Origin of the sequence: Iocasia fonsfrigidae (genome assembly GCF_017751145.1) — a bacterium.
Taxonomy (GTDB): Bacteria; Bacillota; Halanaerobiia; order Halanaerobiales; family DTU029; genus Iocasia; species Iocasia fonsfrigidae.
In genome coordinates this window covers 2702443-2725959 of the sequence record NZ_CP046640.1, presented here as the reverse complement: position 1 = coordinate 2725959, position 23517 = coordinate 2702443, and the positions used below count along the sequence as shown (strand labels likewise).

21 protein-coding genes, 1 pseudogene and 1 riboswitch are annotated in these 23517 nt (G+C 32.5%); of the genes and pseudogenes, 20 read left to right on the top strand and 2 right to left on the bottom strand.

Going from position 1 to position 23517, the window contains the following annotated elements:
• Positions 1-114: 114 nt before the first annotated feature.
• The 5 genes from GM661_RS13080 (at position 115) to GM661_RS13060 (ending at position 4990) form a co-directional block, all read left to right on the top strand.
• Positions 115-540 (top strand): MarR family winged helix-turn-helix transcriptional regulator, encoded by a 426-nt coding sequence (locus tag GM661_RS13080; RefSeq protein ID WP_230867231.1) that lies wholly within the window; start codon positions 115-117, stop codon positions 538-540.
• A 201-nt stretch (positions 541-741) separates the two neighbouring features.
• On the top strand, positions 742-2094 hold the full coding sequence (locus GM661_RS13075) for an efflux RND transporter permease subunit (RefSeq protein ID WP_230867230.1): 1353 nt from the start codon (positions 742-744) through the stop codon (positions 2092-2094).
• Positions 2094-3008, top strand: a complete 915-nt coding sequence (locus GM661_RS13070; RefSeq protein ID WP_230867229.1) for an efflux RND transporter permease subunit — start codon at positions 2094-2096, stop codon at positions 3006-3008. Before GM661_RS13075 ends, GM661_RS13070 begins: the two co-directional genes overlap by 1 nt.
• Before the next feature lie 38 nt (positions 3009-3046).
• Complete coding sequence (locus tag GM661_RS13065; RefSeq protein ID WP_230867228.1) at positions 3047-3817, top strand: outer membrane lipoprotein-sorting protein; 771 nt, start codon at positions 3047-3049, stop codon at positions 3815-3817.
• Between the two features lie 90 nt (positions 3818-3907).
• Complete coding sequence (locus GM661_RS13060) at positions 3908-4990, top strand: hypothetical protein (RefSeq protein ID WP_230867227.1); 1083 nt, start codon at positions 3908-3910, stop codon at positions 4988-4990.
• A 103-nt stretch (positions 4991-5093) separates the two neighbouring features.
• Here the strand turns inward: GM661_RS13060 and GM661_RS13055 are convergent, their stop codons facing one another.
• Together GM661_RS13055 and GM661_RS13050 are read right to left on the bottom strand one after the other, a co-directional pair.
• Entirely contained in the window at positions 5094-5432 is a 339-nt protein-coding gene (locus tag GM661_RS13055; RefSeq protein WP_330165258.1) for an IS3 family transposase, read from the bottom strand.
• A gap of 34 nt (positions 5433-5466) precedes the next feature.
• Positions 5467-5823 (bottom strand): annotated as a pseudogene (locus GM661_RS13050) (IS3 family transposase); the annotation flags it as partial.
• Here GM661_RS13050 and GM661_RS13045 point away from each other — a divergent pair.
• The 15 genes from GM661_RS13045 (at position 5729) to GM661_RS12975 (ending at position 23514) form a co-directional block, all read left to right on the top strand.
• The gene (locus GM661_RS13045) at positions 5729-5953 is read left to right on the top strand and encodes a metal ABC transporter permease (protein WP_330165257.1); all 225 of its coding nucleotides are present in this window, start codon (positions 5729-5731) and stop codon (positions 5951-5953) included. The pseudogene GM661_RS13050 and the gene GM661_RS13045 overlap by 95 nt on opposite strands.
• A gap of 95 nt (positions 5954-6048) precedes the next feature.
• Positions 6049-6363 carry a helix-turn-helix domain-containing protein gene (locus GM661_RS13040; protein ID WP_230867224.1) on the top strand — a complete coding sequence of 105 codons (315 nt, stop codon included), beginning with the start codon at positions 6049-6051 and terminating at the stop codon, positions 6361-6363.
• 509 nt (positions 6364-6872) lie between these two features.
• Positions 6873-8702 (top strand): TonB-dependent receptor plug domain-containing protein, encoded by a 1830-nt coding sequence (locus GM661_RS13035; protein ID WP_230867223.1) that lies wholly within the window; start codon positions 6873-6875, stop codon positions 8700-8702.
• A gap of 58 nt (positions 8703-8760) precedes the next feature.
• Positions 8761-9585, top strand: a complete 825-nt coding sequence (locus GM661_RS13030; RefSeq protein ID WP_230867222.1) for a DUF4198 domain-containing protein — start codon at positions 8761-8763, stop codon at positions 9583-9585.
• 262 nt (positions 9586-9847) lie between these two features.
• Entirely contained in the window at positions 9848-10534 is a 687-nt protein-coding gene (locus tag GM661_RS13025) for a metal-dependent transcriptional regulator (RefSeq protein ID WP_230867221.1), read from the top strand.
• Positions 10535-10549: 15 nt separating this feature from the next.
• Positions 10550-12613, top strand: a complete 2064-nt coding sequence (gene feoB, locus GM661_RS13020) for a ferrous iron transport protein B (RefSeq protein ID WP_230867220.1) — start codon at positions 10550-10552, stop codon at positions 12611-12613.
• Between the two features lie 127 nt (positions 12614-12740).
• On the top strand, positions 12741-14486 hold the full coding sequence (locus GM661_RS13015; RefSeq protein WP_230867219.1) for an ABC transporter ATP-binding protein: 1746 nt from the start codon (positions 12741-12743) through the stop codon (positions 14484-14486).
• Between the two features lie 225 nt (positions 14487-14711).
• Positions 14712-14895: riboswitch (cobalamin riboswitch) on the top strand.
• A 242-nt stretch (positions 14896-15137) separates the two neighbouring features.
• Positions 15138-16169, top strand: a complete 1032-nt coding sequence (locus tag GM661_RS13010; protein ID WP_230867218.1) for an ABC transporter substrate-binding protein — start codon at positions 15138-15140, stop codon at positions 16167-16169.
• Positions 16170-16191: 22 nt separating this feature from the next.
• On the top strand, positions 16192-17274 hold the full coding sequence (locus GM661_RS13005) for a FecCD family ABC transporter permease (RefSeq protein ID WP_230867217.1): 1083 nt from the start codon (positions 16192-16194) through the stop codon (positions 17272-17274).
• A gap of 64 nt (positions 17275-17338) precedes the next feature.
• On the top strand, positions 17339-18112 hold the full coding sequence (locus GM661_RS13000; RefSeq protein ID WP_230867216.1) for an ABC transporter ATP-binding protein: 774 nt from the start codon (positions 17339-17341) through the stop codon (positions 18110-18112).
• 77 nt (positions 18113-18189) lie between these two features.
• Positions 18190-20022, top strand: a complete 1833-nt coding sequence (locus tag GM661_RS12995; RefSeq protein ID WP_230867215.1) for a TonB-dependent receptor plug domain-containing protein — start codon at positions 18190-18192, stop codon at positions 20020-20022.
• Between the two features lie 69 nt (positions 20023-20091).
• The gene (cbiE, locus tag GM661_RS12990) at positions 20092-20730 is read left to right on the top strand and encodes a precorrin-6y C5,15-methyltransferase (decarboxylating) subunit CbiE (protein WP_230867214.1); all 639 of its coding nucleotides are present in this window, start codon (positions 20092-20094) and stop codon (positions 20728-20730) included.
• A complete protein-coding gene (cbiT, locus tag GM661_RS12985) occupies positions 20711-21301 on the top strand; it encodes a precorrin-6Y C5,15-methyltransferase (decarboxylating) subunit CbiT (protein ID WP_230867213.1) in 591 nt (196 codons plus the stop codon). Before cbiE ends, cbiT begins: the two co-directional genes overlap by 20 nt.
• Before the next feature lie 2 nt (positions 21302-21303).
• Entirely contained in the window at positions 21304-22014 is a 711-nt protein-coding gene (gene cobI / locus GM661_RS12980; protein WP_230867212.1) for a precorrin-2 C(20)-methyltransferase, read from the top strand.
• Positions 22015-22314: 300 nt separating this feature from the next.
• Entirely contained in the window at positions 22315-23514 is a 1200-nt protein-coding gene (locus GM661_RS12975; protein ID WP_230867211.1) for a sensor histidine kinase, read from the top strand.
• The last annotated feature ends 3 nt before the right edge of the window (positions 23515-23517 follow it).

Here is a 23517-nt window from a genome sequence, read left to right as displayed (position 1 = left end):
TTTTTCTCTGATTATTTTAAGTATTTCTTGATAAATATAAAAATATATATTATAATAATAAATAGTTTGATATTCAAAGTATTATTATTATATTTTGCTAGGGTGAAGTTAATTATGGATTTAGATCAGAGGTTTAAAACAGGAGAAAAAATCATAATGGACTTTTTGGAAATTATTTTTGAACATGTTTCTGAGATAGATGAAGATTTTAGTTTGAAAGAGCATTTTTTGATTGAGCTGCTTGGACAAAAAGGTGAGGTAAAAATGTCTGAATTAGCTTCATTCTTTTTTACCTCACTGCCTACAATGACGAGTATGGTTCATCGTTTAGTTGAAAGAGGGTATCTTAAAAGGTGTCGAAGCGAAGAAGATAGACGTGTTGTTTTAATAAGTCTTTCTATTAAAGGTGAAGAGTATTACCAAAACCATAGGCAAGAATATATAGGGAAATTTAAAGAATTTCTATTGGATTTAACTGAAAAAGAGATAAAAATAACCTCTAAATTATTAGCCAAAGTTAAGAGGGTAATCTTGAATTAAATAAGAGCAGGGTATTTTTTTGGTCAAATACTTAAAAAATTTAACTATTAAATAATTTAACTAATTTATTAAAAGGGGGGATTATATTTGTTTTTAGAGCGAGTTAAATTTGATTATCAAGGGGATAAATTTTTGCCAATAATTGATAATAATTATCAAAATCATATTAGAATAATAAAATAATTAAGGAGTTGATTTTTTATGAACAAGATAGCCAATTTTTCTATTCGTCATCCCTGGATAGTAATAAGTGTTTTTCTCATAATTACTGTCTTTTTTGCATTACAGATTCCCAAAGTGCAAATGGACCCTAGTCTTGAAGGGATGGTACCTGAAGACATGCCTTCAAGGATAAATCTAGATAAGATTGAAAAGGTCTTTGGTGGAACTGATGCCATAATGATTATTTTGGAAACAGATGATATTTTAAAGGCAGAAACCTTAATAAGGGCGCAGCAATTATCAGATGAATTAGAAAGCTGGGAAGTAGTAGATAAAGTAAATAGTCCTTTTACTGTACAAGATGTAAGGGGAGAAGAAGATATATTGATTGTTGAAGATGCTATTGAAGATATTCCACAAAGTTCTGCGCAGAGAGAAGTAATAAGAGAGAGAATCAAAAATAATGAATTAATTTATGGTAGTATTATCTCAAAAGATTTTAAAGCAATGGCCATTATTGGAATGTTAAAGGATGATGTTTCAGATAATCTGATTTTAGATAAAGTCAATAAATTATTAACAGAGTTTCCTGGAGAAGAAGAAATTCAGCTGGCTGGTATGCCGATAATTAGAGCGGAGGTTAGTAAAAACACCCAGAATGATATGAGGAGATTGATGCCGTTGGCTTTATTGATTATGTTGATCTTTTTATATCTATGTTTCAGACAGTTGAGGGGTGTTTTATTGCCTTTTGCGGTAGTAGTGATGTCAATTATTATTTCCCTTGGATTAATTCCAGTATTAAACTGGAAGATATATTTAATTACAGTTATTTTACCCATGTCCTTAATAGCAATAGCTAATGATTATGGAATCCATATTATTGCCCATTATCAGGAAGAAAATACCCTAAAATCTAATTTAAGTGAAAAAAAACTGGTAGGGAAGGTGGTTTCCAGTTTAGGTGCACCAATTATTGCGGCAGGGCTTACTACCATAGCAGGAATGTTATGTTTAATATCACATATTATGGTGCCTGCCCAGGAACTTGGGATACTTGCTGCAGTAGGAATTGGTTTTGCTTTAATAGCTAGTATAACTTTTATGCCGGCTGTAATGGTTCTTTTACCCAAGGCTAAACCCCTAAAAACTACTGTTGAAGGGAAAAAAGGATTATTAGAAAGATTACTTGATTTTACTGCTAATTTTGTAACAGCTAACCCTGGGAAGATAGCTATTCTGTCGATTGTATTTATAGCTTTGATTTCTTCAGGAATCTTTTATCTGAGGGTAGATACAAATCCAGTTAATTACTTTAAGATGACTCAAGGGTTACTAAGGCAACTAATGCGGGCAATAGATATTTTGGAGGGGCTAATACTATTTCTATAATGGCAGAAGGAGATATAACAGCTCCTGAAGTAATGAAGAAGATAAGTGATTTTGAAGAAAAAATTATTAAGCATGAAAGTGTTGGAGATGTGGGGGCAATATCTAAGATAATGAGAAAGATGAATAAGGAACTACATAATGGGGATGAAGAATTTAGTATAATCCCTGATAATAAAAATGCTCTTCCTCAATATTTTATGTTATATGAAAGCTCTGGTGACCTTAAAAAGTTAGTAGACTTTGATCGTAAACATGCTTTGATCACTGCCAAGATACCTACTAATAGCACTGATGATATCAAGGGATTAGTTGAATATATGAGGGATTATATTAAAAAGGATGAGGAATCACCATTAAAAATAGTAGGGGGCTTTGGTGACCTGCAATCTGAATTAAGTGAGGCAGTAGTCAAGGGACAGGTGATTAGTCTAATTACAGCTGCTATAGTAGTAGGTATAATTGTAATGCTGTTATTTAAATCACCAGTTGCTGGTTTAATGTCTATAACACCTCTAGCTCTGGCTATAGTTACTCTGTTTGGGTTAATGGGATTCTTTAAAATTGAGTTAAATATTGCAACAGCCTTATTATCCTCAGTGATGATTGGGGTAGGGGTTGATTATACAATTCATTTCTTATGGAGATACCGTGAAGAAAAGAAACTTAAAGATACTGTAGAAGCAGTTAAGAAGACATTAAAAACAACAGGCAGAGGAATAATTTTTAATGCCTTATCAGTTGTTATTGGATTTGTTGCATTAATGATTTCAGATTTCCTGCCGGTTAAATTTTTTGGTTTTTTAGTTGTAGTGTCAATAGGGGCTTGCTTACTAGGTGCTTTAGTATTTTTACCAGCAATTTGCATTATTTTTAAACCTAAATTCCTGGAAGTTCAGGATAAAGAAAAGAATTAAGGAGATTCTTTAACTAAATTACAAAAGGAGAGTGTATGATGAAGAAGATTATTAGTTTGCTTATTTTAATAGTAATGATTTTTAGTATGACTCTATTAGTTTCTGCTGAGATGACAGGTGATGAGATATTAAATAAGATGGAAGAAGTCAGGGATATTCAGACAAATCAGATGGAACTTAAGCTGGAATTATATGACCCATCAGGGAGTAAAAGGGTAAGGACACTGACAAATATAAGTGAAGATTATGGACAGAAAAAGACATTAAGCAGGTTTTTATCACCGGCAGATGTAGCAGGAACAGGCTTTTTATCAATAGATAAACCTGAAATTGATGATGAGGATATGTATTTGTATTTGCCGGCTTTAGGGTCAGTAAGAAAGATCTCTGGTAGCCAAAAAAATGGTAGTTTTGTAGGAACAGATTTTAGTTATAATGACCTATCATTAGTAAGTGCGGAGAATTATAATGATGATTATCAGGCAGTAGTATTAGAAGATAATGAAAAAGAGTATATCTTACGTTTAAGTCCAACTGATGAGGATATAGATTATGACTATGGTAAGTTATGGGTAAATAAAGAGATGTGGTATCCAGTTAAAGCTGAATTTTATGATACTAGAGGTAAATTGAATAAGATTCTAACAAGCCATGATATTCAAAAGATCCAGGGGTATTGGACCCCTCAAAAAATGGTGATGGAAGATGTTCAGGAAGGGACCAGGACTATACTTTATTTAGAGTCTGTTTTATATAATGAAGAAGTAAATAGTAAAATTTTTAGTCCAAGATATCTAAAGAGATATTAAGTTATTAATGAATAACAGGTAATGAATGCCTGATGATCTATTACCTGTTATTTATTTTAATTATAATTAGTATAAAGGAGGGTTGGAGTAATGCTGAGAGAAATAAATTTTATTTTACTTATAATACTACTTTTAATTACTAGTGTTGGGGTTTCAGCCGGTGATAAACTGAATATTGCTGGATCTTTAAGTACTAGTATTGAAGCATTTTCTGATGATGGGGAGTTAATTGACCGGGAAAGGCTTAATTTAGAACTTAAAAGGGATTTTGGTTTTGCTGCAGATATGTATATAGATTTAGCTATTCAGGCTATGGAAAAAGAAGATACAGAAGTAGGGACTAATGAGGCATATTTAAATTACTATACTGATAATATGGACTGGAGAATTGGTAAGCAAGTTATTAACTGGGGTAGTTCATATAAATTACAGCCGACTGATTATTTCAATCCTTATGATTATACGGCTTTAAAGCCTTTAGATGAAAAACTTGGGATTAAAGCCGTTAAAGGGGTTTATTATACCCCTAATGCCTTAGAAATTACAGGGGTAGTGGTTCCATTTTTTGAAAGTAGTATAGTTAATGACGTAGAAGATGATCTTGAAAATTTACAGGCAGGATTTAAGGTGACCAGGCGGTCTTTTAAGGGTTTTGATTTGTCTGTAAGTGGATATCATGGTTTTGATAAAATTCCTTTAAGTATTCAAGGGGATATAACTTTTGCAGAACTTGACAAGTTTGGATTTGATTTGATTGGTGATATAGGAGAGATGGGAATCTGGACAGAGTGTGTATATGGAATATATAAGGACAATGATTTTGACAATTCTTTAGCGGGAACCTTTGGGGTTGATTATAAATTTACTAATGATTTATATTTAGTTGGCCAGCTTTATTATTTAGAAAGCCGCATTGAGAAGGAAAGTGACACTAAAATGTTTAATTTCCATTTTGATAAACCAGTCTTTAATTTCCATACAATAGAAGGTAAAGTAATCTATGAATTTGAATCAGAAACCTTTGTTTTTGAGCCGCAGTTTACTTATTCTTTAGCTGAAGCAATAGAATTACAGATTGGTGGAACGTTTGTTGAGAGAAATAATGAAGATGTTTCAATTGCTTATGATCTGGGGGAAGATAGGTTTTATAGCAGGTTGAATATAGAATTCTAAACAGACAAAATGAACTGACCTATGTCAAGTAGACAGGTAATTTAATTAAAATATTATGCACATCTGGATGTATGGTTGCGATATTCTAAAGGAGCCATACATCCTAATTTATTTTGAAATCTTCTTTATAAAATTCAATATATTCAACTATTTTTTCTGTTAGTTCTTCAAGAGATTTGAACTTTTTTCCGTAAAACATTTCAGTCTTTAATAAACCGAAGAAACCTTCCATAGGCCCATTATCGATACATTTGCCAACACGAGACATACTCTGAGTCATTTCAGCTTCTTCAACCTTGCTTATAAAGACATTTCCAGTATATTGAAACCCTCTATCACTATGAAATATTGGTTTTGCATCAGGATACATTTTAGTAGCTTTATCAAACATTTTAAATACAAGCTGATTATTATTTCTAAAAGAAAGTTCATACACGATAATACTATTATCATAAAGATTGGATTGTTAACCCTTTTTAAGGTGCTTTTTTCTCGGACATTAAAATCCTATATTCTACAGGGGTAAGATAATCTAATGAACCATGTATTCTGTAATTATTATACCAATTTACATAATCGAATAACTCATATTTCAATTCCTCAAATCTATTAAATATCCTATTAAAAGCATACTCTGTCTTTACTACTTTAAAAACAGCATTATCATAGGAACAGCCTTTCTTGCTCAAAGAACGATCAATACTAAATGCATTTAATAGCTGGTCTATAGCTTTATTTTTGAACTCATTGCCTCTATCAGTATGTAAAATATTGATCTCATTAAGTGGCCTCTGGATACTTGAAAAAGCTTTAATAACAAGTGATGCAGTTTCTCATGCAGCATTACCTGGTGTTGCTTTAGCGTTTATGTTTACTCAAAGAAAGGAGACAGCGGTTCTTTTACTGGGGGCACTTATAACAATAAAATTTGATAGTGCCCTGGCTTTAGTACTATCTGTATAATAGGTATTGTCAATGCTATTTTAGGCTTTCATCTGGCAGTACTTTTTGATGTCTCAATAGCTGGCTCGATATCTTTAGTAATAGGGATATCTTTTATGCTTATATTTGTTTTTGCCCCGGAACGAGGAATTATCACAGTTGTCCGTAGGAGAAGAATACAGGCTATTAATTTTGCGGCTAAATCTCTTTTGTTTCGTATTTATAATCATGAGGTCAATCTAAATAAAAGGGGAGAAAATGCAGTAGAAAACATTTTTGAACACCTTAACTGGAAAAAAGATTTTCTGAATTCTATAATACGAAAGCTAAAACGGGATGGCTTGATAGTAGAAAAAAACGGTATCTTAAAATTGACAAAATCAGGTCAGAAATCTGTTCTGCTTGCCTGTGAGGACGTTATAGCAATTTAAAATTTTATGATTATTACTAGTTCAAATTATAAAAGTAAATTTCCATTTTTCTTTTAAGAGTCTGTTCGAAAAGTCACACACACTTTAAATTGTTTAGTGAGCAAAGCAACACAAAATGTAACGGAGAAAAAAGAGGGAATAAAACTGCATTTATTAGGTCGCCCTAAAAAAATGAGAAATAGGGTGTATGCTGTATATAATTTAATCCTACAAAGATTATTTAGTCCTGATGTTTTTAGTGATTTATTGACTTGATTTATTATTTTCTGTATACTATAAATTAATAGAATAAAGGAATGAAACTGAGAGATATTTTTTTAATTCAAAGTTAGGGATACCTAAATAATTTGGAGTTTAGTTTTGTAACTGAGTGATAGTGGCATTAAACTCAATTTGCCAGTTAGAATCATAATCATTTAACATGTAATTATGGATTATTTTTTAAAAAATTATTCCAAGCAAAAAATAATCAATAATAATAAATAATATAAACAGGAGGTAAAGAAATAATGTTTAGAAATCATAAGAGGATTTTAGGATTGGTTTTTTTGTTTCTTTTATTAATTAATTTTACTATACCAATAAAAGCCACAAATCAAGAGGTGAATTCTGATGAAGAAAAGGACTTAGGTGAGATTGTGGTAACTACTTCTACTAAGACTGAGAAAAAAATAAGTGAAGTTCCACTGATAGTTGAGGTAATTACTGCAGAAGAATTAAAAGAGTCTAATGCCAAGACAGTTATGGAGGCATTGAATTTTATAAATGGAGTTAAGGCAATTCAAGATAGTGGGAGTTGGGGAAATAACGGTGTCCAATTACGTGGTATGGGGAGCAAATATACTTTAGTATTGGTTGATGGTCAGCGTTTCCGTGGTGGGCATAATTGTGTTGATTTATCTACAATTTCTATTGATATGGTGCAGCAGATTGAAATTGTTAAAGGGCCATTTTCTTCACTTTATGGAAGTGATGCCATGGGTGGGGTTATAAATATAATTACTAAAAAAACTCCTAAAAAAAACTATGCTAATCTTTCAGCAGAAGCAGGGTCGAACAATACCAGGAATACTAATTTAAGTGGTGGTTTTAATAAAAATGAAATTGGAGGAAATTTCAGTTTTACACGTCAAAGTTCTGATGGAATAAAAAAAGAAGATAGATATAATAAAGATATTCTAAATGCTAGTTTTGCTCTCGATTTTACTCCTCAAGCTAAGTTTGAATTTAGCCCTTATTATTCAAGATTAGAGCATGAGTATGATGATAGGGTACAAGAGAGGCATGGTTTAAATATGAAATGGAAATTTGAACCTGATGTTTTTTCAAATTTTTACATAAGGAGTTCATTGCTTAATTATAAACATTGGACAACAGATGAAGGAACAAATTATAAAGAGGATTCTACTGAATTAGAGCTAGGTTATAATAGATTGTTGGGCACCAGGCATTTGTTTACTATAGGAGGGGAATATAGTTTAGAAGAACGTGATGATAAGGGTAAAGATTATGAAGAATCCCAGAATATTAAGAGTATATTTATTCAGGACGAAATGGATTTTACACTACTACAAGTTGTTTTAGGAACCAGGATTGATAGTCATGAACTTTGGGGAACAGAGGTCTGCCCTAATTTAGGAGCATCTTATCAGATAAATGAGCTGATGAGGGTTAGAGGGTCGGTAGGTAAGGCTTTTAAAGCGCCAACTTTAGTTAATCTTTATGCAGATGAGTGGAGGATGGGTCCATATTTAGTACATGCTAATGCTGATTTAGAACCAGAAGAATCTCTTGGTTATCAGTTGGGGTTGGACTATGATTTCACCAAAAATGTAACATTAAGTACAACTTTATTTAGGAATGATGTTGATAATTTAGTTAGTTCCAGGATAGAAAGAAATGGCTATCCCTATGATATGTATTGGGAAAATGTAGAAGAGGCGTTAATTCAGGGAGCGGAAATAAATTGTCGTATCAGATTAAGTGAAAATATTAGTGGAACTTTGGGATATACTTTTCTTGATACAGAAAACAAAGAAACAGGAAAAGAATTAACTGATCGATCTAGAGATAGTCTATCTTTTAAGTTTGATTGGAAAACCCCATATGAATTAGATGTTCAATTCTCTAGTATCTATAAAGGGGAATCATATAGTGATGATGAAAATGAGAATAAAGTAAAAGATTATTCTTTAGTTAATGTTGCTTTTAATAAAAGAATTAGTGATAATTATGAAATGTACTTTAATGTTGATAATTTGCTAGGTATTGATGATATAGATAATGAACCTGAAATAGACGGTATTGAATATTACTTAGGTATGGTAGTTAAGTTATAATAAATAAAATAGGGAAAAATAAAAATTTTACATATTAAAATATTAATAGGAGGGAACAATGAATATGATTAAAAAGGGTAAAATAGGTATTGTTTGGGGTTTGTTGTTAGCAATGTTTTTTTTGTTTTCTGGATTTGTGTCTGCTCATAGTCTGTGGATAAATTCTACAGATTATGCACCATCATTTTATGAAAAATTTGGAGGAATGAGTAAGATTTATTTTGGTTGGGGTCATCGTTATCCTGTAGCAGATTTTCCTGATGTTAAGGGATTTAAAGAAATTTCTCTATTTAATGAAGAATTAGGGAAAAAGGAAATTGCTCCAGGAGAGGGAGGGTTTTTAGCAACTTCGTTAAGTTTTGAAAAACCTGGTTTTTATACTGTTTATGCTGCAAAGAAACCAGGATTTTATACTATGCACGTCGATAACGGGAAAATCCATCATAAATTAGGGCCTAAAAGCGGTCTCAAGGGTGTTATTTTAAGTAATTACTATGAACAGTATGCTAAATGCTTAATATCTGTGGGTGAAACAAATGATGATTCTTTTGCTAAACCAATTGGTCAAAAATTAGAAATAATTCCCCTAGACAATCCCTATAAATTTAATGCAAGTAATGGACAGTTTTTACGAGTTAAGGTTTTATTTGATGGTAAACCAGCTAAATTTTGCAAATTATATGCTACTTACAGTGGCTTTTCTAGTAGTGATGATTTTGCCTATGCAACCACAACAAGTAGTGATGGTATAGCCAAAATAAGAATTACTCACTGGGGTCCATGGTTACTAAAAGCCCAGATGAAATTGCCCCCTGAAGGTGAAATGAGTACAAAATGCAATACATTAAGTTATACAGCTACTTTAACTTTTGAAATTCCCTAAAAAATGTGATTCAAAGATATTGTCCATTTAAGTCTCTTAGGATTAATTTTAAGAGACTTATTTTCTTTGAAACCTACTGATTTAGATATTATATATAATATAATTTAATTGAATTATTTGATAAAGAGTAGTATTCTGGTGTATAATGATATTGAAGTTTTATATTATCAAGGAAAAGAAGTAATGGAAAATATAATTTTTTAAGTATATATTAGGGAAACCTAATCACTGTTAGTACAATTAAAGAGAAAGGATGATTATGATGGATAAGACAATGAGTCTTTCTTCATCAATGGAAGATTATTTAGAAACAATATTTTTGATTTCCGAGAAAGAGGGTTCAGCCCGTGTATCCGATATTGCCAGGAAGTTAGAGATTGCTGCCTCCAGTGTAAACGAAGTAGTTAATAAACTATCTAAATTAAAACTGGTAGAACAGGAAAAATATGGACCGGTTATCTTAACTAAAATGGGTAAGGATTATGCAAGAAAAATATCATGCCGACACAAAATTATTAAGAATTTCTTAGTTAATATTTTGAAAGTTGAAGAGGAGATTGCTGAGAAAGATGCCTGTTTAATGGAACATGTAGTTAGTTCTGTTACTATGGAACGGTTAGTTGATTTTCTGGTTAATACAAATAGTATTGATTTAGAAAGCAGTTGTATAAGTGAACTATTTCAGATGACTGAAACCAAGGGAAAAATTTCCCCAGATAGTATTGCTTCATTAAATGAGCTTGTTGTTAATGATTCTGCTAGAATTGTTAAGATTACTGCTAAAGGGAAGAAGAAAAAGAAATTGTTAGAAATGGGTTTGATTCCAGGGACACATATAAAAGTAAAGGGTAAGGCACCTTTAGGAGACCCTATTGAACTTAATGTAAAGGGATATAATTTGAGTTTGCGGAAAAAAGAAGCAGCAGAAATTTATGTAGAGGTGGAGTAATAAAAGGTGGTTAAAATGAAAGCAAGCAAAAAAAATATAGCTGTAGCAGAAAAAGCAGATGAGTTAATAGTTGCTATAGCCGGCAACCCTAACTCAGGAAAGACCAGTATATTTAATCAACTGACTGGTACTAAACAACATGTTGGCAACTGGCCTGGGGTTACGGTAGAGAAGAAAGAGGGTTATTTAAACTATAAAGACCTATCACTTAAGATAGTTGATCTTCCAGGAATATATAGTCTGGGCGCTTATTCAGAAGATGAACTTATTGCTAAAGATTTTCTCCTATCAAAAGGGACAGACCTGGTTATTAATGTAGTAGATGCTACCAATCTGGAACGAAATCTTTACTTAACAACCCAGTTATTAGAAATGGGTGTTCAGCTTATACTGGTTCTGAATATGTATGATGAAGTAAGTAAAAAGAATTTTAATATTGATATTGAAAAGCTTAGTGATTTTCTAGGTGTCCCGGTGGTAAGGACTATTGCGACAAAGGGTAAAGGCATTAATAATTTAGTGGCCAGGGCTGTAGAGGAATTCAGGAAAGATATGGCTATTAATTTTAAAATAGACTATGGAAATGATATTGAAAGGGAGATTGCTGAGATTAAGGCAATTTTGGACAGTAATCCAGGTATAAATAGAGATTATAATACACGCTACTTAGCAGTTGGAATTCTTGAACAGGATGAACACATTATAAAAGAAATTGAAAAAGAAATTACTAATTATTCAATAAACCGGATTAGAAAAAGCCTGGAAAGTATTGAGACTGAAACAGGTGAAGAAAGTGATGCCCTTATAGTTGAGAAAAAATATGCCTTTATCCATGGTCTTGTTAATGATGTGCTTAAGTTTCCCCTGATTAATAGAAATGAGATTTCCTTCAGTGACAGAATTGATAAAATAGTGACCAACCGTTTTCTGGGTTTACCAGTATTTTTTTTAATTATGTGGACTCTCTTTAAAATTACATTTACTTTAAGCAATCCTATAAGCCTTTTTATTAAAGGGTTTTTTGTATATTTAACAGATTTTCTCGAAACGTTTTTACCAAATATTGGGGGTGTTGTATTTTTAAATTCACTGTTTATTGATGGCATCATTGCTGGGGTTGGTGCTGTTTTAGTATATCTGCCGAATATTTTTCTGCTTTTTTTGTGTATTTCTATACTTGAAGATAGTGGATATATGTCCAGGGCTGCTTATGTAATGGATAAAATTATGCAGAATTTTGGTCTGCATGGCAAGTCATTTATTCCCCTTATCCTGGGATTTGGTTGTAATGTTACCGGAGTAATGGCTGCCCGTACACTGGAAAATAGGGATGATAGAGTGATTACTATTCTTATCAATAGTTTTATGTCCTGTTCAGCCAGATTACCTGTTTATATAGTTTTTGCAGCTGTTTTTTTCCCAGGGAAAGAGGGTAATGTTATTTTCTCTCTTTATGTTTTAGGAATAGTTATTGCAATATTTATGGCAAAATTCTTTAGATCTTTTCTTTTTAAGAATGAAACAGGTACATTTGTAATGGAATTACCTCCCTATAGATTACCTGGTATCAGGACTATTCTGATTCATATGTGGCAGAGGGCAAGAACTTTTATTAAAAAAGCCGGGACGATTATATTTGCTGTTGTAATTTTAATCTGGGCTCTGGCAAGTTTACCGGTAGGAGTGGCTTATGCCAGTCAGGAGAGTATGATAGGCAGAATTGCTGACTTTTTGTCTCCCGTTTTTTCGCCCCTTGGTTTGGGAAACTGGCAGGCTACTGCTTCTCTAATATTTGGTGTTTTAGCTAAGGAGGTAGTGGTTGCAGCTCTAGGAGTAGTCTATAGTGTCGGTGATGGGGGATTAAGTACAGTTATAATGAATAATTTTACCCCTTTAAAAGCCTATGTGATGATGATTCTAACATTATTATATACACCGTGTATTGCTACCCTGGCTGCTATTAAAAGAGAGACCAATTCGTGGAAGTGGATGGTCTTTACTGCTGTATATACCTTTATGCTGGCCTGGATAATTGGATTTATTATTTACCAGGGTGGTTTATTGTTTGGATTAAAATAAGAAAATAATATAAGATTTTCCTCCTGATAAAATTGCTATAATTAGTGGAGTGTATTATAATAAATGATGTTAATAATTAATAATACATAAATATTACAGTTATTATTTTTGGGGGGTTTTCTTTTTTATGTTAAAGAAATTTAGTAGTTATTATAAAAAACACTGGAAATTATTTGTACTGGATATTTCCTGTGCCTTTTTAATGTCAGGCTTAGATCTTGTTTTTCCAATCTTTATTCAGAAGCTAGTCGATACATATTTTCCAGATAGGAATTTTACTATAGCGGCTAGACTGGTGTTTATTCTTATAGTGCTTTATCTTTTTCGCTTTATTTTACAATATATAGTTCACTTCTGGGGTCATGTTGTTGGTATTAGGATGGAGACTGATATGAGGGAAGAGATTTTTAGCCATCTCCAGAAGCTTTCTTTTAAGTTTTATGATGATAATAAGGTTGCTTATCTTATGTCCCGAATTGTTAATGACCTTAATAATATTTCTGAGCTAGCTCATCATGGTCCTGAAGACTTTTTTATTTCTGTGATCATGATTATTGGTTCTTTCCTTATTATGGCTGGAATGAGTTTGAAACTGGCTTTGGTAACCTTTATGCTGCTGCCGCTGATGATATTCTTTTCTCTTAAATTGGGTCAAAAAATGTATATTGCCTTTAAAGATATCAGAGAAAAGGTTGCTGAGGTAAATTCTATTATTGAAGATAGCCTTAGTGGTATCAGGGTAGTTAAATCGTTTACTAATGAAGGTTTTGAAAAGAAGAAATTTGATGAAGGTAATAATCAGTTCCGCCGTTCCCGGGAATATGCCATGAAAAATATGGCCCGTTTTCATGCCGGGATGAACCTGTTTATCAATCTAATCAGGGTTGTTACACTTGGTGCTGGTACATATTTTATTTACCGGGGCGAATTGAGTACAGGTCAATTAGTAGCTTTTCTCTTTTATGTCAATATGTTTATGCAGCCGATAAGAAGGTTAGTAAATTTTAATGAGCAATTGCAGAGGGGTATGTCTGGTTTTAGCCGCTTTACCAATATACTGGCTATTAAACCGCAGATAGAAGATAAAAGTGATGCTATTGAAATGGATGATGTGAAGGGGAAAATTAAATATCAGAATGTTAGTTTTAGTTATGATAACAAATCACATGTACTAAAAAATATTAATATTGAAGTAGAACCAGGACGGACAGTAGCTTTTGTTGGCCCTTCTGGGGCCGGTAAAACAACTATTTGTAATCTGTTACCCCGTTTTTATGAGATAGATAGTGGTAAGATTTTTATAGATGGAGTAGATATAAAGGATATCAAACTCAATTCATTGCGGAATAATATCGGTATAGTACAACAGGATGTATTTTTGTTTAATGGGACTGTCAGGGATAATATCCTTTATGGAAATTTCAAAGCAACAGATGAAGAGATAGTTGAAGCAGCCAGGAAAGCCAATGCCCATCAATTCATTAAAAATATGGAAAATGGCTATGAAACAGAGATTGGTGAAAGAGGGGTCAAGCTCTCCGGGGGTCAGAAACAGAGATTATCGATTGCCAGGTCATTTTTAAAGAATCCACCGATTTTAATTTTAGATGAGGCCACTTCCTCACTGGATAATCAGAGTGAAAAGATAATCCAGGCTTCACTGGAAGAGTTAGCCAGAGGTAGGACAACACTGGTTATTGCCCACCGGCTTTCTACAGTGAAAAATGCTGACGAGATCCTTGTTCTGACTGATGAGGGTATTGTAGAAAGGGGCAGACATGAAGAACTCATCAAGAAAGAAAATGGTGTATATAAGAAATTGTATCAGACGGAATTTAATACTGAGTTAACGGCAGCTGATAGTTTGTTTTAGGATAAAAGTTTGTCTGTGAAATGTTTAAATTTATTTTAATTCTAATAGTTATTTGACCTTTTGTTCTGTAATATAGTATAATTACATTAGAGTTTAATTAAAAATTACAAAATATGTACAAATTATTACAAGATATATTTTTGAGCTATGTGTTATTATAAATCAGTAATATATAGCAATAAAAAAAGGAGCGGGATAATTTTATTTGTTTGTTACAATAAAATATAATTGAGTTCCATTAATGGTTTTTAAAATTAATAGGGAAAACGGTGAGAGACCGTTGCTGTAGTCGTAGCTGTAACAGCCTGTATAAGTATTTGCATATCCACTGTTTTTAAACGGGAAGGATAGGCATGAAATAATTGTTAGGGGCTGGAGCCAGAAGACCTGCCATTATTGTGTACTTCGTATTTCCTCCGGCATTAGAGGTAACGAGGGATAACTCATGTTTGAATAAGTATTAATATGTGCTGATTTAGATATGATTATTTTTGCCTTTCCCCGGAAAGGCGTTTTTTTATTATTATACAATCGTTAAATGATGTATTTATTACTATTTATACATAAAACATGATTATTCACAGCTGCCTTTTTTAGAAGAGGCAGCTTTAATATTATATATTAATTATACTATAAGAAAGAGAGATAAAAATGGGCCAGAAAAATTTGAAAAACTATATTTTATTACTTGTTTTTTCATTAGTGATAGTTTTATTAGGGTCAACTTATGTCTTTGCAGATAACACTATTATCCTAACAGATTCTGATGGTTACAGAGTTAAAATTAAACTCCCTGTGAAAAGAATTATTTGTCTTAGTGCTCCTTTAAATGAAATGCTTATTGCCCTAGATGCTGGTAATAAAATAATAGGAAGGGATGATTGGAGTGCTACCTCAGCTGCTTTGAGTATGCTAGAAGATGTACCAATTGTTGCAAGTTCTTCATATAGACCGCAAATTGAGTCTATTATAGAGTTGAACCCTGATGTTATTATTGCTGATACCATGCTTCAGGATGATGCCCGCAAAAAGTTCAATGATTTTGGTATTCCAACAATAGCTGAAAGAACTTCTGAAGCCAGTAATCTTTTTAATGTAATTAGAAAATTAGCTAAGATTGTTAATAATGAAGAGAAAGCTACGGAGTTAATTGCTTTTATATCTCAGTATAGGGTCTTAATTAAAGAGAGAGTTGCTGGACTGAAGGAAGACGAAAAAACACGTATTTATTGGGAATGGAGAGGCAAGTATAAAACCGGAAGTTCTAAAGCGACTGTCCAACCGCGAATTGAATTGGCAGGTGGGATAAATATCTGTGCTAATACTGTGGGAAGATATCCTGAGGTTTCCAGTGAGTATGTAATTCAAGAAAATCCAGAATTAATAATTAGGATGGAAAGTCCTGGAGTTTCTAATGAAGAAATGAAAGAGTCTTGGAAGGAAATAATCAACAGAACAGGTCTTAAAAATACATCAGCTGTTAAGAATGACAGGGTATATGTAATGACCTGGCTTGTAAATAGTGGGTTGCCTTCGGTAGTTGGAGACTTATATTATGCTAAACTTGCTCACCCTGAATTGTTTGCCGATATTGAACCACAAGCAGTATATGCAGATTTAATGAATAAGTTTTTTAGGATAAGTATTGATGATAATAAACAATTAATATTTCCAGAATATTAGTCTGAACAAATAGGGGGAAAAAGTGTTTAATACTAAATTAAGTAAGAGTTTATATTCTAGGATAATAGCTAAAAGGGTATTGCTGTTAATTTTAATGGCTGTGATTTTGCTGTTAGTTTTAGGTTATTCTATAACCCTGGGGGTTGCTGATATAACTATGAAAGATGTTTATGGGGTTATATTACAAAAAATAACAGGGATTACTCTTGGTAATTATACAAATTTTGATCAAGGAATAATATTAAAAATCAGATTACCTCGAGTATTATTGGGGTTAATTACTGGTTTATCATTAGGGGCTAATGGTACTGTTATGCAGTCATTATTACGCAACCCCCTAGCTAGTCCCTATACATTAGGTGTTTCTTCAGCTTCGGCTTTAGGGGCAGGGATGGCTATTGTTTTGGGAAATTATATCCTTGGTACAGAAATGATGGTTCAATATGGTTCCTGGATAATAATAATGGGGGCTTTTGTAATGGGTATTTTGAGTATTATTTTAATTAATGTGATATCATCTTTAAAAAAAGGTGGAGCAGCCACTTTGATTCTGGCCGGGGTAGCTTTAAGCTATCTCTTTTCAGCAGGAATATCTTTTCTAAAATATACTTCTAATCATGAGCAACTTGCTGAATTAACTATCTGGTTGATGGGTGGTCTATATCGAGCAGAATGGATTGATGTTTTAATACTGACACCAATTATGATAATTTGTTTTATATTTTTAATTAAATTAGCCTGGGACATTAATACATTAAACGCTGGTGAAGAGGTGGCTAAAAATTTAGGAATAGATGTAAAAACATTGCGGAGAAAGGGGAGTTTTATTACAGCTTTATTAACAAGTTGTGTGGTGGCTTTTACTGGTATTATTGGATTTGTTGGTCTACTTGCACCTCATGTTTGTAGGATGATATTTGGAAATGATAATAGATTTTTAATTATTGCATCGGGACTAATGGGAGCAATTATTCTGGTACTAGCTGATACAGCAGCCAGGTTAATTATTAATCCTACAGAATTACCTATAGGCATAATCACCTCTATATGTGGAGCTCCATTTTTTCTTTATATTTTAATTAGAAGAAAAAGTGATTATTTTTGAAAATTAGAGTAAGGGGAGGTTTATTCTCTTTTGAAGTAAATTCAGGGGATAAGGGTTATAGAATATGGATATTAAATGTCAAGATTTATATTTTGCTTATAATAAAGATGATGTGATTAAAAAAATCAATTTGGAAATAAAATCAGGGCAACTGACAAGTATTGTTGGGCCCAATGGGATTGGTAAGTCTACTTTGCTTAAATGTTTATGTAATATATATAAGCCTAAGCATGGGGTTGTTTATTTAAATGGTAAGGAAATAGTCAGCATGAATTCACGGACACTAGCTAAAAATCTGGCTTATGTTCCGCAGAAGCAGGCTATTAGTTTTAGTATGACAGTTTATGAAATGATCCTATTGGGCAGGAGACCTTATATCAAATGGAAGGTATCAGCAAATGATGAAGCGATTGTAGAGTCTATTCTAAATAAATTTAAGATTATGCATCTGGCTGAAAGAGAAATTAACACCCTGAGTGGAGGAGAAAAACAAAAAGTAGCTATTGCCCGTGCCCTGGCTCAGGAACCTAATATCCTTTTTCTTGATGAACCTACATCTAGTCTTGATATAAATCATCAACTAGAAGTAATCAGTAATCTTCGGAGTCTTGTATATCAAGAAAGTAAAGCTGTCGTAGTGGTATTACATGATCTTAATTTAGCGAATAGATTTTCAGATAAGGTATTTTTGATGGGAAAAGATGGTTTTTATAAAGAGGGATCTCCTGAAGAAGTACTTAGTTCAGAGAATATAAAGGATATATATAATCTAGAGGTAGAAATAATAAACACTAGTCAGGGTAAATATATCATTCCTCGGGATACTGGAATTTTTTGAACTACCAAAATATTCTAGGTATAGCTATATATTTTTAGAAAAAGATTATGATTTTATCTTTAAAGGAGATGGAGAAAATGAATAGAAAAGTAGCAGTGTTTTTGTTTTTTTTGTTAATAATTAATGTGGTAGTACCAGTTGTTATGGCTGAGGAGATAGATAAAGAAAATATTTTAACTTTAGATGAGGTTATAGTGACTGCTTCTAAATATCAAGAAAAGTTATCAGAGGCTGCGGTAAGTATAGAAGTAATAAATCAAGAAGAGATAGAGAGAAAGAATGTTAGTGATGCAGGTGAATTATTAAAGGGTATTCCAGGAATAAATTTTGAATATAGAAGTCTTAATGGTTCAAAACAAGTTTCTATTCGTGGTGCAAATACTAATCAGGTTTTAGTTTTAATTGACGGTCAACCTAGTAATTGGGCCAAGAATAATATAGGGAATTTAGCCAAAATTCCTGCTGAGCAGATTGAAAGAATAGAAATAGTCAAAAGTCCTGCTTCTGCCTTATATGGTGCTAATGCTTTAGGGGGAGTAATTAATATTATTACTAAGAGTGGTAGTCAGGAACCAATTACTAATGTAAAATTAGCTTATGGATCTTATGATATGCGGGAGTATTATTTAGGACATAGTGGGAGAACAAATAAGTTAGGGTATAATATAATGGTTAAGAAAAGAGAAACAGATGGTTATGCTGAAGATGGTAGTGATAAATTAAAGCAAAGTAATATTTTTACTAAATTTAATTACCAATTAGATCAGTTTTCTAAAATTAATATATCTTTAAGATATACTGATATGGACACTGATATTAATGATTATAATGCTAATGAGCCTTATCATAATGATGAAGATTTTAACTTGAATCTTCAGTGGAAAAAACAGACTGATAGTAATGAGCATAGTGTAGTTGTTTATCATAACCAACACGATAATACAGATTTTAAAAAAGATAAGGAACATAATACTAGAGATTTAGGAATAAATTATGATCATACCAATTATTATCAACAACATATTATTACTTATGGTTTAGAGTTTGTACAGAGTGAGATTGATAGTGATACTTATTTAAAACATGATAATCTGAATCAAGCCTTATTTATTCAAGATGCGTTTAAGATAAATGATAGATTAAAGTTTAATTTAGGTTGTCGTTATGATAATCATGAAGAATACGGTTCTGAATTCAGTCCTAAACTAGGAACGGTTTATAATTTTAATTCAAGAGTTAACTGGTATACTGCAGTAGGGAAGGCTTATCGGGCTCCATCATATAGCGAATTATATCTCCCACAATCTAAGATGAGCTCGGCTTATTATGTTGGTAATCCGGATTTAGACCCAGAGATTGCTATAGTATATGAAACTGGTCTAAGGTATTTAGACAAGGGATTAAAAACAGAATTGAGCTTATTTAAAAGGGATGTTGATGATTTGATAGATTATTTAACAACTTATGAGTATATAGATGGCAAATACTCTAAAGTGAAGACTAAAACCAATATTAATTCAGTGAGGATTACAGGGTTTGAAGTGAGCTTGCTTAAAGAATTAAATGATAGTTTTTCGACAAATTTTAATTATACCTATTTAGATGCTAGAGACGAAGAGAATGATGAACAATTAGATGGTAAACCATATCATACAGCTAATTTAGGGTTGGCTTATCAAGAGCAAGATATTAGTAGTAGTGTAGATTGTAGATTTGTAGGAAGCAAAGCTGATGGGAGTGAGATGATAGATGCTTATTTTGTTGTTGATTGGAGTCTAAGTAAAGAGATAGTTAAAGATACAGATTTATCATTAAAGATTAATAACTTGCTTGATCGGGAATATACAACTAATGGAACTAGTGAGATGCCAGGACGGAATTATGTGATAGAACTTAGTAAGAGATTCTAAGTTTAAAAATACTCAATTGTGCAATATTTAAGTGCTACTTATATAGTTTATCAAAAAAGGGGATTATTGATGAATAAAATATATGTATTGGGGATTGGCCCTGGTCATCGTGATTATTTATTAAAAATCACAAAAGATATTATTGCCAGTTCAGATGTACTGATTGCTGGAAAGCGGGCTTTAGAAATGTTTGCTGAGCTGGATAAAGAAAAGATTCAGATTACAGCTGAGTTAGAGAAAATCAGGGATTATATTCTAGCCAATTATCAAAAAAAATGTATTTCAGTGCTGGTTTCTGGTGACCCTGGACTGTACAGTATGATGAATTACTTAAAAAAAGAGATAGCTCAAGAGTTATTAGAGGTTATTCCAGGAATAAGTTCTCTACAACTGGCTTCGGCCAGGATAAAATTAAATTGGCATGATCTGAAAATTAGCAGTCTACATGGTAAAAATAATAGGGAAAAATTTTTAAGGGAAGTCAGGACAAATGATAAAGTGGGTTTATTTACAGACAGTAAATTTCCTCCTGATCAGATTTCCTCATTTTTACTTAAGCAGGGTATAGCAAATAGACAGGCTGTAGTCTTTGAAAACCTCTCCTATCCTGAGGAAAGGATTGTCAGGGGTAGTCTGCAGGAACTGACAGAATATAATTTTGCAAAATTAACAGTGATGGTGATTTTAAATGGCAAAATGGGATTATAAAACAGCTGGAATACCTGATGACCTATTTATACGGGGAAATGTTCCTATGACTAAAGAAGAGATAAGGGCAGTTGTAATTGCTAAATTAAGGTTAAAACCTGGACAGATAGTCTTTGATATTGGTGCTGGCACAGGGAGTATCTCGATTGAGGCTGCTTTTCAGGTAGGAGAAGGTGTTATCTATGCTGTGGAGAGAAAAGAAGAGGCTCTTAGTTTAATTAAAGAAAATGCAGCTAATTTTGGTCTGGATAATATAGAATTTGTTCCAGGTGAGGCCTCTGAGGTCTTAGCTAGTTTGCCTGCCCCTGACCGGGTAATAGTTGGTGGGAGTGGTGGTAATCTTCAGGAAATATTAAAGATAATTAACAAGAAATTAAAAAAGAGGGGAAGGATTGTCATAACTGCAGTAACTATCAATACACTTAATCAGGCTATAGAATATTTAGGGGGTTTGCAGTACCAAGTGGATATATGCCATATTGCAGTGACCAGGACAAAGAAAGTCGCTGATTATCATATGTTTGCTGCCCTCAATCCAGTTTATATTATTAGTGCAGCAAAGAGGGAATGATTGTGCAAGGTAAATTATATGGTGTCGGGGTTGGTCCTGGAGACCCTGAATTATTAACATTAAAAGCAGTCAAGGTTCTCAAACAGGTTGACTATATCTGTGTGCCACAGACCGGGAAGGATAAAGAAAGTCTGGCTTTTAGTATTATCAGTAAAGAAATTGATTGTGCAGGGAGAATAATAAAGCTGTATTTCCCCATGACATATAAGCAGCCTGATTTGAATCAGGCTTGGGATAAGGCAGCTATAAAAATGAGTAAAGAATTAAAAAAGGGCAAAGACCTGGCTTTTATAACGATAGGTGATCCTTTGCTCTATAGTACCTATATCTATATCTTAAATAGCTTAAATAAACTCCTTGTTAATCTTAGGGTTGAGACAGTACCAGGTATAAGTTCCATTAATGCCTGTACAGCTAGTTGTAATCTGCCTCTGGCTGAAAACGATGAGAACATTGCGTTACTATCTAAGGTGGATGAAAACGAACTAGAGGATATTTTTAATATCTTTGATAATGTTGTTGTGATGAAGTTATCTAGGAATTATCAGCAGGTATATGAACTCCTCGAGAGGATGGAGCTAAAAGACAATGCTGTGATAATAAGTAGGTGTGGTCTGGAGAGAGAAATACATATTAGAGACCTTGATTCACTAAAGGTGGATGAGATAGAGTATCTTTCTTTACTAATTAGTAAACAGGGAAACTGCCTTTAAAAGAGAGGGTTTTGAGGTAGAAGTTTATTTATCAGGGATGGATAAATATGAAATACTTCAGTCAGTTTATTGAAAAGATAAATTATAAAAATAAGTTATAAGTAAAATTTTAAGATTTATTTGTTTTTTTAAAATTTATCAAGGGTAATAATTTCCTTTATATTTTATAACCTCCAGTTTTTTAGATTGACTAACTTGAAAATTAAGACATCTTATGTTATATTTACGTAATAAATAGTGATTTTTGTCTTTATTTATGTTATTAAATTGGAGGTGTGCTAAATAAAAGACAATTACAAATTGAGTGAGGTTATTAATGTTGATATCTTGCAAAGTATTCAAGACAAATTTGCTGAGGCAACAGGATTATCTTCTGTTCTTGTAAACAGAGAAGGTATTCCTGTTACTAAAGAAAGCAGGTTTACCGATTTGTGTCATATTATTAGAACATGTAGAGCAGGATTTCAGCGCTGTAAAATGTCTGATGCACAGGGTGGTATTAATGCGTTGGAAACTGGACATCCCCATATTTATCAATGCCCTTTTGGATTAACTGATATTGCAGCACCTATAATAGTAGAAAATCGTTTTATTGGAACAATTTTATGTGGTCAGGTGTTACTTGAAGAAGATAATTATCAGGAATCATTAATGAGAATAAAGGAAAAAACTAAAAATCTTGACCTAGAGCAAAAGATTTTAAATAAAAAAATAGAAAAACTTGAAGTTATTCCCAAAAGCAAAGTAATGGCTGCAGCTGAATTTTTGTCTATAACCGCCAACTATATAGCTGAAATGGGTCTTGTTAATATATATCAACAGGAATTACTTGAAGAGACTAGGAATCGGAGGGAATTAGAGCAGTATTTGCGTACAAAAGAATTAAAAATACTTCAATCCCAGGTTAATCCCCATTTTTTATTTAATGTACTTAATTCAATTGCCCGGCTTGCTTTAATAGAAAACGCTAAAGAAACCGAAGAAGTTGTCTATGCTTTATCAGATCTTTTGCGTTATAGTTTGCGTAATGCTGGGGAAATGGTAAAATTGCAAGAAGAAATGGATTGTATTAGGGATTATTTAACTATTCAAAAGAAACGTTTCGGCGATAATTATAAGTTTACCTTAGATTTTGCAGATGAAATTAAAAATATAAATATACCAGTCTTAACTATTCAACCTATTGTTGAAAATGCTATAATCCATGGACTTAAGATGCAAGAAAAAGGTAAAGTGAGTATCAAGGGTTATAGCAAAAATGATAAAGTAATAATTATGGTTAAAGATAATGGAATCGGTATGAGTCGCAATAAAATAAAGAAATTACTTTTTTATGAAGAAGAAGAGGAAACAAATAAAAGCCATGTCACTGGTATTGGTATACATAATGTTCACAAACGTTTAAAATACATTTTTGGTGAAGAATATGGTTTAGATATAGATAGTGAGCCTGGTAAGGGCATGATAGTGAATATTATTATTCCTAGAGATAATTTTTAGTTT

Bases quoted from the DNA above. Each gene is read 5' to 3' on its own strand.
- GM661_RS13070 (WP_230867229.1), top strand. From the start codon at position 2,094: ATGGCAGAAGGAGATATAACAGCTCCTGAAGTAATGAAGAAGATAAGT.
- GM661_RS13035 (WP_230867223.1), top strand. From the start codon at position 6,873: ATGTTTAGAAATCATAAGAGGATTTTAGGATTGGTTTTTTTGTTTCTT.
- GM661_RS13065 (WP_230867228.1), top strand. From the start codon at position 3,047: ATGAAGAAGATTATTAGTTTGCTTATTTTAATAGTAATGATTTTTAGT.
- GM661_RS13040 (WP_230867224.1), top strand. From the start codon at position 6,049: ATGCTTATATTTGTTTTTGCCCCGGAACGAGGAATTATCACAGTTGTC.
- GM661_RS13030 (WP_230867222.1), top strand. From the start codon at position 8,761: ATGAATATGATTAAAAAGGGTAAAATAGGTATTGTTTGGGGTTTGTTG.
- GM661_RS13080 (WP_230867231.1), top strand. From the start codon at position 115: ATGGATTTAGATCAGAGGTTTAAAACAGGAGAAAAAATCATAATGGAC.
- GM661_RS13060 (WP_230867227.1), top strand. From the start codon at position 3,908: ATGCTGAGAGAAATAAATTTTATTTTACTTATAATACTACTTTTAATT.
- feoB (WP_230867220.1), top strand. From the start codon at position 10,550: ATGAAAGCAAGCAAAAAAAATATAGCTGTAGCAGAAAAAGCAGATGAG.
- GM661_RS13075 (WP_230867230.1), top strand. From the start codon at position 742: ATGAACAAGATAGCCAATTTTTCTATTCGTCATCCCTGGATAGTAATA.
- GM661_RS13010 (WP_230867218.1), top strand. From the start codon at position 15,138: ATGGGCCAGAAAAATTTGAAAAACTATATTTTATTACTTGTTTTTTCA.
- GM661_RS12995 (WP_230867215.1), top strand. From the start codon at position 18,190: ATGAATAGAAAAGTAGCAGTGTTTTTGTTTTTTTTGTTAATAATTAAT.
- GM661_RS13000 (WP_230867216.1), top strand. From the start codon at position 17,339: ATGGATATTAAATGTCAAGATTTATATTTTGCTTATAATAAAGATGAT.
- cbiE (WP_230867214.1), top strand. From the start codon at position 20,092: ATGAATAAAATATATGTATTGGGGATTGGCCCTGGTCATCGTGATTAT.
- cbiT (WP_230867213.1), top strand. From the start codon at position 20,711: ATGGCAAAATGGGATTATAAAACAGCTGGAATACCTGATGACCTATTT.
- GM661_RS13015 (WP_230867219.1), top strand. From the start codon at position 12,741: ATGTTAAAGAAATTTAGTAGTTATTATAAAAAACACTGGAAATTATTT.
- GM661_RS13025 (WP_230867221.1), top strand. From the start codon at position 9,848: ATGGATAAGACAATGAGTCTTTCTTCATCAATGGAAGATTATTTAGAA.